The organism is Membranihabitans maritimus (genome assembly GCF_021729145.1).
In the GTDB taxonomy this organism is placed as follows: domain Bacteria; phylum Bacteroidota; class Bacteroidia; order Chitinophagales; family Saprospiraceae; genus Membranihabitans; species Membranihabitans maritimus.
On record NZ_JAJSLW010000022.1, the window covers coordinates 70,239 to 84,658 of the forward strand.

Below are 14,420 nucleotides of genomic sequence, written 5' to 3' on the forward strand. Positions count from 1 at the left end.
AAACCATTATTTCATTCCCTTCCTACCATACTTACTACAAATGGGGCATTCTTCGGGTTTGTGCCCTCGGGCCGGACAGTATTCTCTTCCAAAAAATATCATTTGTAAATGTCTACGGTCCCACTCGTCTTCCGGAAAGACTTTCTTTAAATCTTTTTCGGTCTTGGCTACAGATTTTCCCGTACTTAATTTCCACCGGTATGCCAGACGGTGGATATGGGTGTCAACCGGGAAAGCAGGTTTCCCAAAGGCCTGAACCATTACCACAGAAGCTGTTTTATGTCCCACACCGGGCAACTCTTCAAGTAAATCCATTTCTGCCGGTACTTTCCCTTCGTATTTTTCAATTAAAATATTGGATAACTTCACAATCGCTTTGGCTTTTTGGGCGGACAAACCGCACGGCCGGATGATTTCCCGAACCGTTTCAACCGGCTGCCCGGCCATATCAAACGGATTGTCCGCCAGGGCAAACAATTCAGGTGTAATCATATTTACCCTTTTGTCCGTGCACTGGGCAGACAAGAGAACTGCTATCAACAGAGTATAAGGATCTTTGTGGTCCAATGGGATGGGCAATTCTGTATATAAATTGTCGAGGATCTTTCCTATTTCCTGTGCTGTCTCTTTTTTTGTCATACATTTTATCGTTTCAACTATCTATATTCATATTTATCATGGTTTTCACAGCCATTAACTTAAGACACTCTAGCTCACTCCAAACTTTACCTTGCTCCAAGTACTTTAGCCCACTCCAAGTACTTTCACCTATGCTATATTTACCAAAAAATGGCCCACATCTACTCCATCCGGATAATCAAAGAGTCCCGGCTCCTGACTTTTCCCAAATGGAATCAAAGGAATATCCTCGACCTTATGGTTCCCTACTACACATTGAATTTGATCCTTTCTATTTTGAATAAACCCTTCCACATCATGGATGTTGGAATAATCATCAAAATAAAGCATTCCAATCGGAGAAGAAAGCGCACTATTATCTCTCTTCAAAACCAAAAAATTATTACTAAAGTGATCAGAACGGTTTAATAATTCAATAGAAAGATTATAGTCAAAATTATTTTTGTATTTGCTATTTTGAATTACCCAGTCAAACGCTGAAAATTGATCCAACAAATCCTGTAGTCCATATCCTGAAGGCACAAAAATCTTAGTTACGTTCCTACACCCCAGTCCGTAATAGCTGAATATATCTTTCCCCAGAGAGAGTAATTCTTCCGGGGTTTCATCCCCTTTCAAAATAGAGACGGATGTTCTGTTTTTCCGCAAAATATTCGGCACTTCCGAAAAGTAATATTCGAAATAACGATTGCTATTATTAGACCCTGTAGCAATTACCGCATCAAAAATTTCCAATCTCTCCACAATTTTCACTCTGGAATGAATAGATGGATCCTTTTCCCCCATAATTTTTATGATCGCAGGGAAGACAAAAGGATCTTTGGATGATAACTTAATTACCGTTTCATGACCGGACAAGTAAATTGCCAAAAAATCATGAAACCCTACCAGGGGGATATTTCCTGCAAAAACAATTCCCACTCTTTTTTTATGGACATCTGCAACCGGAAAAGAATAGTGGTTAATCCACTCGAGGATACTATCCGAATTCAGCATTTTTTGTTTTATGGCTTCCAGTGCATCCCAATAATTTTCTTTTGGGAACCACAAATTGTGGTGATAGGTCCTATGGATATGAGCATCTAACCATTCGTCCTTTTCGTCGATTTTACCAGCCAAATGTTGCAGCGCAATCAATCTTTCCTGCATCCTATATATTTTTATTTTTCAATCCTATCCTTTACATAATTTCTCCATTTATCCAGAATTGACGCCATATCTTCCGGCAAAGGAGCTTCAAAAAACATTTTTTTTCCTGTTTCGGGATGAATAAATCCCAATGACCGGGCATGTAAAGCCTGGCGTGGACACATCTTAAAGCAATTATCTACAAATTGTTTGTATTTGCTAAACATCGTTCCTTTTAAAATTCTGTCGCCTCCATATTTTTGATCATTAAAAATCGTATTACCTACAGCATTCATGTGAACCCTGATCTGGTGAGTACGACCGGTTTCCAATACGCACTCAATTAATGAAACGTAATAATAATTATTAAGTACCCTAAAATGTGTCACAGCATCTTTACTTGAATCAATGGCCTCTTCGGGATATGTCTGATACATCGTTCTATTTTTGGGATTGCGTCCTATTCTTGCATTGATGGTACCTTCCTCTTTTCCCATTTCACCCCAGACAATGGCCTGGTATTTTCGCTCAACCGTGTGATCATGAAATTGTTCCGCCAGATGTTTTAATGTATTTTCCTTTTTGGCAATGACCAATAATCCGCTCGTATCTTTATCAATCCTATGTACCAGTCCGGGACGATCAGGATCATTACCAGGTAATACGGGAAGATCCGTATTTTGTAAATGGAAAACTATAGCATTCACAAGAGTTCCGGTATAATTGCCCGTTCCAGGATGGACGACCATACCAGCAGGTTTATTCACTACCATTAAATAAGAATCCTCATAGTAAATTTCCAACGGTATGTCCTCAGGTTCCACCACACCATCATACTCTGCATTAATGGGGATCATGACCGTTATTTCATCGCCGGGATGTATTTTATAATTGGATTTTACCAGATCTTCGTTTACCGTTACCAACCCATCCCTAATCCCGTTTTGTACTTTACTTCGGGTCACCTGGAGTAAACGATTGGTCAGGAATTTATCAATACGCATTGGGGCCTGGCCATCGTCTACAATTATTTTTTTGATTTCATATTCATCATTATCTTCTACATTGCTGTCCATCCCCAAATTGATTATTAATTTTCAAATTGCTGGTAAAGATAGTTTATCTTTACAATCTAAATAAATACGTATATCAATCAATTATGAGAATCCATTCCATTTGCAGCAAAGAAGAAAAATTAAAAGCTCACAATGCGCCGCATATCAATCCAATATATGCCACATCCGCATTCAATTTTGAAAGTCTCCAGGAAGGTATAAATATTTTTAATGGGTCTGAGAAAGGGTTTGTGTACGGTCGTTTTGGCAATCCCAATACAGAACTTCTACAAAATAAGCTGGCAAAACTGGAAGGATGGGGATTACCCTTTGAAACACGGGCAATAGTCACTAATTCCGGAATGTCTGCGATTTCAATACTTCTGAATACACTGTTAAAACCTGGAGACACCTTAATTACACAACCCGCTCTCTATGGCGGAACGCTCAGCTTAATAGAAAATTACTTCCGATCAAACCACATAAATATATTGTATTGCGATCTAAACGATTTGGTCGAAGTTGAAAATAAATTAGAACAAATTAAAGGCAATGGGGTTCTGTTTATTGAGACACCAGCTAATCCGACCCTGGACTGTTATGATCTTCAATTATTGTCCGAATTAGCAAGTCAACATGGATTCTTATCAGCATGTGATAATACTTTTGCCTCTCCTATCCTCCAGCAACCCATGAAACAAGGCATTGATTATGTAGTACACAGTAATACAAAATACATCAATGGACATGGTAATAGCATAAGTGGTGTAATAGTTGGAAAAAAATCTGATTCAAATATGGATAAGGTTTTTGACGCAATGAAACTCATGGGTGCTAATTGCAGCCCCTTTGAGGCCTGGTTGTGCTACCAGGGTATGAAAACGATGGCATTACGGGTACAAAAACAAACTTCTAATGCCGGAAAGATTGCTACATTTCTAAACCAATCACCTTCCGTATCCGTCGTTAATTATCCCGGGCTAAAGAAACATCCGACACATGAAATTGCTCAGAAACAAATGAAAGGTTTTGGAGGAATGTTGAGTTTTGATTTAGGATCAATTGAATTCGGTAAAAAATTCATACAAAATGTAAAATTTATTTCCCTGGCTCCGACCCTGGGAGATGTTGACACAATAGCCCTACACCCGGCCTCCATGTCCCATCTGAATATGGATCCTGACAAAAGGAAAATGTTGGGAATTACGGACGGTCTTATACGTATGTCAGTAGGTATAGAAGACGTAGAAGATATTATTGAAGACCTTAACAGAGCATTGGAGCGATTAAGCTAATGTCAGCTTTTCACTTTCACCTTCGAACCAGGTGGTACTAAAAGTTAAGAGCCTTGAACTATTAGATTACCCGTTAGCAAGGTAGCAGGTTCATAGTGAAAGAAACTTGCAGTAAAAGCTATTGGGAATAGGGAGTAATTGATCCTTAGATCCCTTTGGGACACCTAAATTTTCTCAATCTAATTCTGATTAAATCCTACTCAGTGTATCTTCTGCAGCGTACCTATGGCACGCGATAGAATGTTCTCTTAGATGTGCACCAACAAAAAGGATTCTGAGGTGTAAGGCACTATCCCTCGCTCTGGCCTACCGGCAAGTTCCTTCCTCCAAAAAATTTTTGGTCTTGCATCTCCCGGCTACAAACTTCTAACTTCTGTCTTCTGTCTTCAATTATAAATCACTTCATACTTCATGCCTCCACTCTCCATATCCACACCAATAGGGACCATAAACATAGGTTCTTCTTGTCCGTCGGGAAGTACAACGATAAAACTTCCCTGGGTATAGTACTGGTCCTTCATTTCTGTAAGTAATATCAGAGAAAAGGGAATTCTGCTTTTATTCTTCTTTTCACCACAGGCTTCCACATCCAGTATCCGCACAATTTCTTTATGTTCTTCTGTAAAGTGGACGGTCATATTTTGTGACTTCCAGTTTTTAAAATCTTCAATGGTCAAAACGGAATTTGATTCACTCATGTATTTCAAATTTTAGGATGTCCACTTCATAAATTGATACACTCCTTTATCTTCAATATCTTTAAAACCCAATCGAATATACAAACTCATAGCCGGATTATTTTTTTCAACGTGGATACCAACGGATTTTGTTTTCTTTTCGGCTAATAATTTTATTTCCTCCAATAATTTTGTTCCCCAACCCTGACCGCGAAAGGCCGGCAATAAAGCGATATCTATAATTCGCAGTTCATCCTCTCGTTCTTCAATATATAATCGTCCGGCTTTTTGTCCATCAACAAAAATTATATCAAATTTGGCATCACTAAACTGTTCAGAGTAAAATGTATGCTGGGCTAGAAACTGATGATGAATGAAATGAGCTTTATCTTCTTCGCTCCAGGGAGCTCTTGAAATTTCTTCCTCACGGGTACTTCTATACACCTTTTCCAGAAATTCCAAATCGTTGTCAGTTATAGGTTCAAATCCGACCCTATCAATAGTTAATTGGATACTCAAGACAAAAAGTTAATTTGGTTAATCCCAAATATAGTAAGAAAATGAAATGGGTTAAAATTACAATGCCAAATCCTGGCGTTCTTTATAAAAATAGGTAGATAATACCCGATTCGCATATAGATCTGTTTTCAACCAAACACCTCCTTCCCCATCTAACCAATAATAAATTAAATTACCCTTAGAAGTAGGCTCATTGGAAACCAGGAATGGCTTGGATTTATAGGAAATTTGCATTGCTTTATCACTAATTCCCGACCCAAACAAATTGGATGTATCAGGGTAAGCGTATAGATATGGGTCAAATTTTTCTATTCCGACACATTCCCCTTTCATATTTGCTGAAAGAGATGTAGGGCTTTGTACGCCTTTAAATTCATTCCACTTGATCGAGGTGGTAAAAGCGCCATAATGTAATTGGGGTATTTCACCCGCTTTATCAGACAAAACTCCCCAGATATTCCCTCCTCCGTAATCAATACCCAAAACTGGGTTATCATTGTATATAACGGATGATTTGCCCCGTGTATCGATGGTATACACGATACCTTCGGACGTAACAAAAACACATTGGTCTTCCGGTCCACCCGAAATAGTAAAAGCACCCGGATCACGGGTTTCTATGGAATTCCACTTTTTATCTGATCCTAACCATGCTATCTTCGCTCCGCCTCCATCAGGATCAGGAATATTGGTCAAAGCCCAGATCACACCATTATCCGAAATGGCAATATCAGTAGCATAATCTACGGGAGAAACAGGAATTTGTTTGATTTCATCATTTACATAACATATGCGTCCTTCATTGTCGATAGTCCACAACCTGAAATCATTTCCGGGTAAATAATTCATTGCATTTAATTATAGGGTAAAAAATCTAGTTAACTTCTGGATGGGTATAACCCTACCAATGCGATAATATAATTTATGACTATATATGGCTGCATATTATTATGCGACTGGCTGCCACCCGAATTAGATATAGCTTGTTCAGCCATATCCACTAATGTTGGATTTGAAGAATTATTGTAAATACTTCCATTTAACGATCTTGCCAAATTCGCCCCGTTAGGTGACGGGTTTTCACCCGGGCTTGCTGATGCCATTAAAGTATGATTATGGTTGGGCATCTGAGCTTCTGTCAATGTAACGGTTTCTACACCTCCTTTTTCTCCCAATCTACGCGCAGTTAATCCGGGGCCTCTGCCAGGATGCATAGGAGCCCTTCCTTCCAGGTTTGGTAAGGCAGTTGTAGTTCTACCATCTCCACCGTACGTGGTTCCGATAAGTGAAAATAAAGCCGTGTTTTGTGAAACAGGTAATAATTGGCCATTACAAAAAGCCCAACCTCTCGGGGCAAAATTCCCTGCAAATATTCTAATTTCCGCAACAAATGGTTCTGCCATAATAATATATTTTTAATGTCTCGAAGGATAAATTCCAAAAAGGGCAATAATAAAATGCACGCACAAAAAAGGCATCAAATTGGTGTGGCTTCGACTTCCGCCCACATTTGAAACTGAGCTACTACTCAGGTTCTCAGCTACTACATCATTTTTTATGTACCCATCCACCGTAGTTGATTGTGCGACGACATTCGTCTGTGGATTGGGACCACCTGCCAAATTATCAGATCCTTTAAACTCATGGGTATGAGAAGGCATTTGATTGACAGTAAGTGTTTCCTTTTCTGCCCCCCCTTTGGCTCCCAGCCTTCGCTCAGATAAACCGGGTCCGTGTCCAGCGTGGATGGGTAATCGACCTCTCAGGTCCGGCAACCCGAATGTCGTTCTACCATCCCCTCCATAAATAGTTCCCAATAATGAAAATAAAGCATCGTTCTGGGAAACGGCCAATAATTGCCCGTCACAAAAGGCCCATCCTCTCGGGGCAAAGTTTCCCGCAAACATTCGGATTTCTCCAACAAATGGTTCCGACATAATTCTACAGTTATTAAAATTTGAAAATTAATTTCTGGAAGGAAATAGACCTTGCAATGCTATACAATAATTAAGAGCCAGATAGGGCTGCATATTATTGTGAGCCTGTCCTCCTCCGACATGGGTCAATGTATTGGTTGCCATATTCACAAGATTTCCGGGCGAACCATAAAATTCGTTTGGAGCTGACCGCGCCAAATGGGTTCCGGAAGGTATCGGTGAATTCGCATCTGTACTGGTGGCTTTCAGTTCGTGCCTGTGTTCTGGTATTTCATTGACAGCCAACGTGTGGGTCTCTTCCCCACTTTTCTGGCCTTCCCGATGTTCCGCCCCACCGTTGCTACGACCTACGTGAATCGGTACCCGCCCCCGGATATCCGGCAATGCAAAAGAAGTTCGCCCATCCCCACCATACGTGGTGCCGAGTAATGAGTATAAAGATTGGTTTTGATTAATGGAAAGTATTTGTCCATCGCAAAATGCCCATCCCCTGGGCGCAAAATTAAATCCGACGATACGTATCTCTGCAAGAAAAGGTTCTGCCATTTTTAAATATTTAGGGTATTTAAAAGGAATATTTAAATGTAATCAATTTTATATATTAAATAAGCGTATTTTGCTATTATTTTTTCTTTTTATTACGGCATCGCATTGGAAGGATTTGTACATGTCCCTCCGGTTAAAGTTCCTGCATGACCGCCGCTTACGGAACTTGCAGGCGTGTTTCCATTATTATTCCATGTGGTTGTTCCATCAGTATTAAATCCTTCCAATATGAGGGTTGCGTCGGCATGGTTTGTGCGAGCCCGATAAGCACTTATACCTGCTGCACTGGCTGAATTATTTGCTACATTGGCACATACTGTACTGGATTCCTGGGCTTGAGTCCGAATGTCATACAGACTACCTCCCGTCACAGTTACGGTATTATTGGTAATTGTAGCATCCAGACGCCCCTGGGTACACCCTGTTCCACAAGCCGTACCAGCCTTTAGTCTCGCCACAGCATCGATTCCTATATCATTCCCAATATTACTAATGGAGTTATTATCAATTTCTACAATTCCACGAGAGTTTTCATTAATATTCACGCGTATTCCAATACCAGCTGTTCCAGCTCCACCCACCTGAATATCCGGATTATTATTTATTCTTCCTTCTACTGAGCTACTTACAGCAGAAAATATATTTACAGCTGGGCCTCCATTGCTATAAATCTTGGGATTACCTATTATATTAAAATTAAGGGAAGCAGAAAAATTAGTGGCTAAATCAATCCCTATTCCTGTACCGCCCATGGGGTCAAAATTGGAGTTTGTAATATCACACTGTGTCACAGTGGCACTTCCTTCTGCCCGTAATTGAATTCCATTGGTCCGGTTTGCATTAAATGTGCAATTGTCTATATCAATAGTCGCTGTTGTCGTACCATTGATTCCGAAATCCAGCCCATCAGCTCCAAAAGCCATGCTCGTCTGCGCATAGGTTGAACCGGTACTCTCAAAATCCAGGCTTCCGCTGGATGTCTCAATCAAAACATTCCGTTCGGACGAAGTCTGTATCGTACTGTTGTTAATAGCTACAGTTCCAGTCAATTCGCGCATATAAATACCATGCTCATTAACCTCTCCTCCAAAATTTTGCACCATACTATTGGATAAGGTCCAATTATTGATATCATTTCCATTGATCCCGATTTGAACACCTTCATTCAGAGAGAGATTATCCATGGTGATATCATTGGAAGCACTGCCATATATACCGGCATTACACCCGGAATTATCCAATCCGTCACAGGTACCTGCTCCATCAGCAGTCCCTACATTTGTAAAATTCATATTTTTCAGCGTAACATTGTCTGTATTTATGATCTCAAATCCCCGGTTCACAATATTCTGGATCGTACCTCCGCTTCCGTCAGTAGTACCGGTCCCCGTCACGGTAAAGAATCCTCCAGCCTGTGGGCCGGCATTATTGAGGTATGCCCCTCTGGTAGCCCCGTTCGCAGATACACTCTGCAAGGTAACCCCTGACGTCCCAATATTGGTATTGTTTATCGTCACGGCTGTGGACGTTGTTGTCGAAACTGTATTCTGAGCATGTGTAATATTTACTGTTCCGCCACCCGAAATGTTGATTCCCTGATTTGCACCGGTATTTAGGGTCAGTTGACATCCCAGATTTGCAATACTTGTATTGGCATTGATCACCACACCGGCTGCGGATGAATTTTGTGTTATGGTTCCCGCCGTATAAGTAATATTGGCACTACTGTTATTAACATTAAAAGCAGTACCCGTAGGGTTGGTAATGGTTGCATTGGAAAACGTGAAGGCACCCCCACTTCCATTAACAATATCGATTCCTGCATCGCCTCCATTCAGTGTCACAGTGCCATTCAAATTATATTGTCCGTCAGCATTATTAAATTGAAGCCCATTGCCATTGGTAGAATTTACCGTCCCGGAATACGTCAACATACCGGTATGTCCATTCAATACATTAATTGTATTTGCATTTGCCCCCTGACTAATCATGCTTCCAGCAGAAAAATTAACATTCGTACTTCCTCCTGAAATAATAATACCCGAAGTAGTAGGACTGGTCATGGTGCCTCCGGACACCATTACAGTCCCCGTAGTATTTACCAACCACAAACCGTGGGTTCCACCGTTGGTATTTAAAGCAGAAAGGGTAAGAGTTATCGCCCCACCGTTTTCAATTTTCACCCCACCGCCGGTACCGGTGACTGTTGACTCAGTAACAGAAAGGGTTCCTACTCCTGCTCCGGGATCTGTAATGGCAAATCCCGAACGCGTTCCTATATTCAATCCTGTGATGGTATTGTCTGTGTTCAAGGTTACCGCGTTTCCACTTCCATTACCCAGTTCAGCCCAATCCGTCGAAGTCCCTGATACACTATACGGAATAGTATTAGACAAGGCTGCCAGTGTAATTCCGGTTAATGAAGAACCTCCGAATAATGTTCCTACGGTTCCTTCCCCTATCACTGTTTGACCGACAACCAGGGTAAGGTTACCTGTGTAAGAATTTCCATTGTCTTCGATAAAAAGATAGGAATTGGCAATTGGAGGTGCCGAGTTATGTTCAGATATTGATTGAAAGGGATTAGTTAGCGTTCCATCCCCACCAGCATCGGCCATATCATCCATAAAATAGACCATATCGGATACCGTAATGGTTACCGTCGCCTGGGAAGGATCATTAAATCCATTATCAACAGAATAGGTAAAAGTATCGTCTCCTGTAAATCCGGCCGGAGGCGTATATTCAAATTCACCCGTTGCCATAACCGTCACCGATCCGCCCTGATCCGTTGCCACAGCTGCTCCCACATTCATGACACTTCCCTGGACCAAAGTCACGGAAATATCGTCACCGCTATCGTTTTGTAAAAGGTCATTACCCATTACATTGGTAGTATTTATGGGGATATTCCCGGTTGCCGAGTAAGAATCATTCATTGCAGAGGGTCTGTTTCCTACAGCTAGCGTAACAGTAGCAGGTGTAGCATCTGTTCCGATACTATTCGCCAGGGTATAATCAAATTCAATTATACCGACAAAATCGGTAGGGGGAGTAAAGTTTAGATCTCCCATAGATGTGATTTCAATACTTCCACTTCCACCTATAGTAATTGCTCCGCCACCGATGGATCCTGTTCCTGAATCCGATGAGCCAGCCAATTGGACTGAATTGATCACATCACTGGGTGGTTCACTAATTGCAGAAGGCAGCCCCAAATTATCAGCACCGAAACCATTGTCTAAAAACACATTAATTTGCGCAGATGAATTAGCATTTATATTTATATGAAAATTATTATCACCAGGTGAACTTGTTCCGGCAATGACAGTTGCATCCGAATCATCCATTCCATCCGGTGGCCCCTGAATGGTAACGGTCACAGTAGCATCGGAAAATCCACTTGCATTTTCCAACCTGTACAGAAACGTAAATTCTCCGGATGTAGTAGGATTGTTTATAGAAAAACTTCCGTCCGCATTTACTGTCAGTGTTCCTCCAGCAAAACTTCCGGGTCCGGTGGTTTGTCCGGCTGAATAATCTGTAACAGTGCCTCCTAAATCACCCCCTCCAAAATTACTTATGACAGCTTCTGGTGTACCTAAATCATCAACACCGGAACCATTATTATCAAATAATGTATCTACAGAATATGAATTGACCATTCCTACAATGGCATCCAGTTCATCGTCATTAGCTGCAGGAGGATCTTGTATAACCAGGGTTACCGTAGCATCGGAAGATCCCGCAGCATTACTCAATCGGTAATCAAATGTATACGTACCGGGCGTAAATGGCTGTCCAGTTAATGACCAAGATCCATCACTATTTACGGTTAACGTACCACCTGCCAATGAAGCTCCGGATCCTGCTGGATTATCAGTAACACTTCCCATTAAATCACCCCCGCCAAAACTCTCCACTGTAGCTGCAGGAAATCCAAGATCATCCGCACCGGAACCATTGTCGACAAATAAACCCGATCCGGCAGCTATATTTTGATCAACTGAAAATAGGAATGTATAGCTATCGTCCTGAGCCGCCGGTACTTCCTGTATAGTTACAGTTACTGTAGCATCTGAAACGCCTATGCCATTATCCAGTCTATATTCAAATGAAAAATTACCTGACATAGTTGGATTGGAAACAGTAAAACTCCCGTCTGCATTCACAGTCAGCGTTCCTCCTGCGAAATCACCCATACCGGTAGAATTTCCAGCTGCAAAGTCTGAAACATCAGACGATCCCGATATATCACCTGCACCAAAACTAACCAAAGTCCCGGGAGGAACCCCCAAATCATCCATGCCATTGCCATTATCCGCAAATAATGTATCTGTCGGGTATGTACTCATTTGATTAACGACAGCGGTAAATTCATCATTTTGCGCCATTGGAGGCCTGGACCACGATATTATTACTTTAGCGCTGTCTTCAAAACCTTCAGAATCAATTAATTTATAATAGAAAGAATCCGCGATAGCCGTGTTTACGCCTGTTGAATCGTACTCAAAGGAACCATCCGACTGCACGGTAACTGTACCACCGTTTTCGGTAGATAATGATCCTCCCGGAGCATTCCCCTGAACTGAAGAAACCGTAAGATTTTCATTAAAGGGAGGGTTTGGCAACGGGTCATTTACATCCGCATCATTGGATAATAATCCTATCGCCATAGAGATAGTCATGGGATTACCCATTAATTCATACTGGTCGTTTATAGCCACAGGTGTAGCACGTATTGTGGAAGGGTCTAGCGTCGTATTCGGATCCATTCCATCATCAATTCCCAGATCAAATACACTGGTATCACCCAGGTTCTCAATTGTCAATGTATATTGTATGGAATCATTGGGATTGGCAATTTGATCCATACTGGGATCGTAGCTGACTGAATCATCAAGGGTGATATCCAAAAAAGCATATACAATTAATTCTGCCACATTTGAAGGTATAGGATCGCCATCTCCTCCAATAATCAAATTCGCATCATTATTATGCGTAGCAATAACACTAGATTTCACGTCGACCGAAACGGTACAACTATTCATAGCTGTTACACTTCCCCCTGAAAAGAAAATAGTATCGTTTCCTGGTTGTGCTAATACACTACCTCCACACGTACTTTGCACATTTGGATCATTTGCAACAAGTACTCCATCCGGCAATTTATCTGTAAATCCCAATCCATTTACATCTGAATTGAATTCATCAAAGGTGTATGTCAAGGTAGATATACCTCCATTAGGAATTGAAGATGGACTAAACTCCATCTCAAAATTCGATACATCCTCAGAAATAACTTCGAGACTGGCAATAGCTGACCCACTATTTCCTGCACTGCTGGTAAGAGCTCCTGACACATTATCATATATTCCCGGTGTCGAACCGGTTACATAAACTCGTACTTCACAGGTTGCTCCGGCAGCTACAGAACCTCCAGAATAAGAGATTGTTCCCGATCCGTCTATGCCCAATATTGTACCTCCGGTACAGGTAGTGGATAAAAAAGAGGGACTTGCTACCACAATACCTGCTGGAAGATTATCCGTAAAATCAAGATCGCTTACAGCCAAAGCATTTAATGAATTATCAATAGTAAATGTTAAATAACTTCTTTCACCAGATGTAATTATTTCAGGAAAAAAGCCTTTGGAAAATAATGGACCGGCAACCACTTCCAAATCATCACTGGCGGGGTCAATCGTTATAGTTCCTCTTCCATCTGGTACTCCTGTTAAAGAACTCGTAGTATTGGTGTATGTATCGGGATCCACATCCACCGGAACCTGAAATGTCACATCAAAACTGCACATTGATCCGGGATTTAAGGATCCTCCAGTAAAAGTAATTACTGAAGTACCTGTAACCTGAGAACCTGTTGCACAAATATCGTTTTTAGGAAGATCAGTTGCAATCATACCAGATACAGTAGCATCTAAGTCGTCAGTAAATGATATATCTGTTATAGTGGAAGGAGAATTATTTGTAAGCGTAAAAGTCACGGTCCCTGTACCTCCGGCCACTACAGGACCACTAAAAGATTTTGTAAATTCTAATGTTTGAGAATTCAAAAGAGCGGTACAAAAGGAAACAATAAACAACGTAGCAAGTAATTTTGACAACGCACTAGAAACATAGGCTCTATTTACCCTTAATTTTTTCATGTTATTTACGTCCATTCTATTTCTTAAAATCCTGTTCATTTGACAAACACATTGATCATTCAGACTATTAATTTAAAACTTTGAATAGATCAAAGTATCATTCCACTTTTACCATTCGTTTGGTAGCCGTATATTTATCCGTATCCAATTGATAATATAATACACCCGTAACCGGTAATTCCTGTGGTTTCACCTGCACTTGATTATACCCTTTCTTGTATTCACCTTCAAACTCCTTTATTACTTTCCCCGTCACATCATAGATTGTCAACCTGGCTTCTGCATCTTCCGGTAAGTCAAAACCAATTACCGTATACCCGTCAAACGGATTGGGTATATTCTGGTGTAGTATAAATCGATCTTTAATCTCACGGTTCCCAACTTCAAAATCATCCATCGGGGCCGGTCCTCTCGATACTACATCCGGTTCCGTACACTCCGCATCAACCTGGACTAT

12 protein-coding genes are annotated in these 14,420 nt (G+C 41.0%); 1 reads left to right on the top strand and 11 read right to left on the bottom strand.

All coding sequences use genetic code 11. The annotated features are described in order from the left end of the window. Positions 1 to 6 precede the first annotated feature (6 nt). The 3 genes from nth to LVD47_RS20180 all read right to left on the bottom strand — a co-directional run bounded on the left by nth (position 7) and on the right by LVD47_RS20180 (position 2,843). Positions 7 to 639, bottom strand: coding sequence for an endonuclease III (gene nth, locus LVD47_RS20170; RefSeq protein ID WP_236980088.1), 633 nt, complete (start codon positions 637 to 639; stop codon positions 7 to 9). A 129-nt stretch (positions 640 to 768) separates the two neighbouring features. After that, on the bottom strand, positions 769 to 1,788 hold the full coding sequence (locus tag LVD47_RS20175) for an aldehyde dehydrogenase family protein (RefSeq protein WP_236980090.1): 1,020 nt from the start codon (positions 1,786 to 1,788) through the stop codon (positions 769 to 771). Positions 1,789 to 1,799: 11 nt separating this feature from the next. Then, positions 1,800 to 2,843, bottom strand: coding sequence for an RluA family pseudouridine synthase (locus tag LVD47_RS20180; protein WP_236980092.1), 1,044 nt, complete (start codon positions 2,841 to 2,843; stop codon positions 1,800 to 1,802). 83 nt (positions 2,844 to 2,926) lie between these two features. Here LVD47_RS20180 and LVD47_RS20185 point away from each other — a divergent pair, with 83 nt between their 5' ends. After that, positions 2,927 to 4,117 (top strand): trans-sulfuration enzyme family protein, encoded by a 1,191-nt coding sequence (locus tag LVD47_RS20185; protein ID WP_236980094.1) that lies wholly within the window; start codon positions 2,927 to 2,929, stop codon positions 4,115 to 4,117. Between the two features lie 386 nt (positions 4,118 to 4,503). Here the strand turns inward: LVD47_RS20185 and LVD47_RS20190 are convergent, their stop codons facing one another. The 8 genes from LVD47_RS20190 to LVD47_RS20225 form a co-directional block, all read right to left on the bottom strand. Beyond that, positions 4,504 to 4,815, bottom strand: coding sequence for a DUF6916 family protein (locus tag LVD47_RS20190; protein WP_236980096.1), 312 nt, complete (start codon positions 4,813 to 4,815; stop codon positions 4,504 to 4,506). A 12-nt stretch (positions 4,816 to 4,827) separates the two neighbouring features. Next, positions 4,828 to 5,313, bottom strand: a complete 486-nt coding sequence (locus LVD47_RS20195; RefSeq protein WP_236980098.1) for a GNAT family N-acetyltransferase — start codon at positions 5,311 to 5,313, stop codon at positions 4,828 to 4,830. Between the two features lie 57 nt (positions 5,314 to 5,370). After that, positions 5,371 to 6,162, bottom strand: coding sequence for a hypothetical protein (locus tag LVD47_RS20200; protein WP_236980100.1), 792 nt, complete (start codon positions 6,160 to 6,162; stop codon positions 5,371 to 5,373). Positions 6,163 to 6,191: 29 nt separating this feature from the next. Beyond that, a complete protein-coding gene (locus LVD47_RS20205) occupies positions 6,192 to 6,716 on the bottom strand; it encodes a phage tail protein (RefSeq protein WP_236980102.1) in 525 nt (174 codons plus the stop codon). Between the two features lie 12 nt (positions 6,717 to 6,728). Further along, entirely contained in the window at positions 6,729 to 7,250 is a 522-nt protein-coding gene (locus LVD47_RS20210; RefSeq protein WP_236980104.1) for a phage tail protein, read from the bottom strand. Between the two features lie 27 nt (positions 7,251 to 7,277). After that, positions 7,278 to 7,796 (bottom strand): phage tail protein, encoded by a 519-nt coding sequence (locus LVD47_RS20215; protein WP_236980106.1) that lies wholly within the window; start codon positions 7,794 to 7,796, stop codon positions 7,278 to 7,280. Positions 7,797 to 7,888: 92 nt separating this feature from the next. Further along, positions 7,889 to 13,963 (bottom strand): DUF7933 domain-containing protein, encoded by a 6,075-nt coding sequence (locus tag LVD47_RS20220; protein ID WP_236980108.1) that lies wholly within the window; start codon positions 13,961 to 13,963, stop codon positions 7,889 to 7,891. A gap of 97 nt (positions 13,964 to 14,060) precedes the next feature. Then, a partial coding sequence (locus LVD47_RS20225; protein ID WP_236980110.1) for a T9SS type A sorting domain-containing protein occupies positions 14,061 to 14,420 on the bottom strand: 360 nt, incomplete at its 5' end.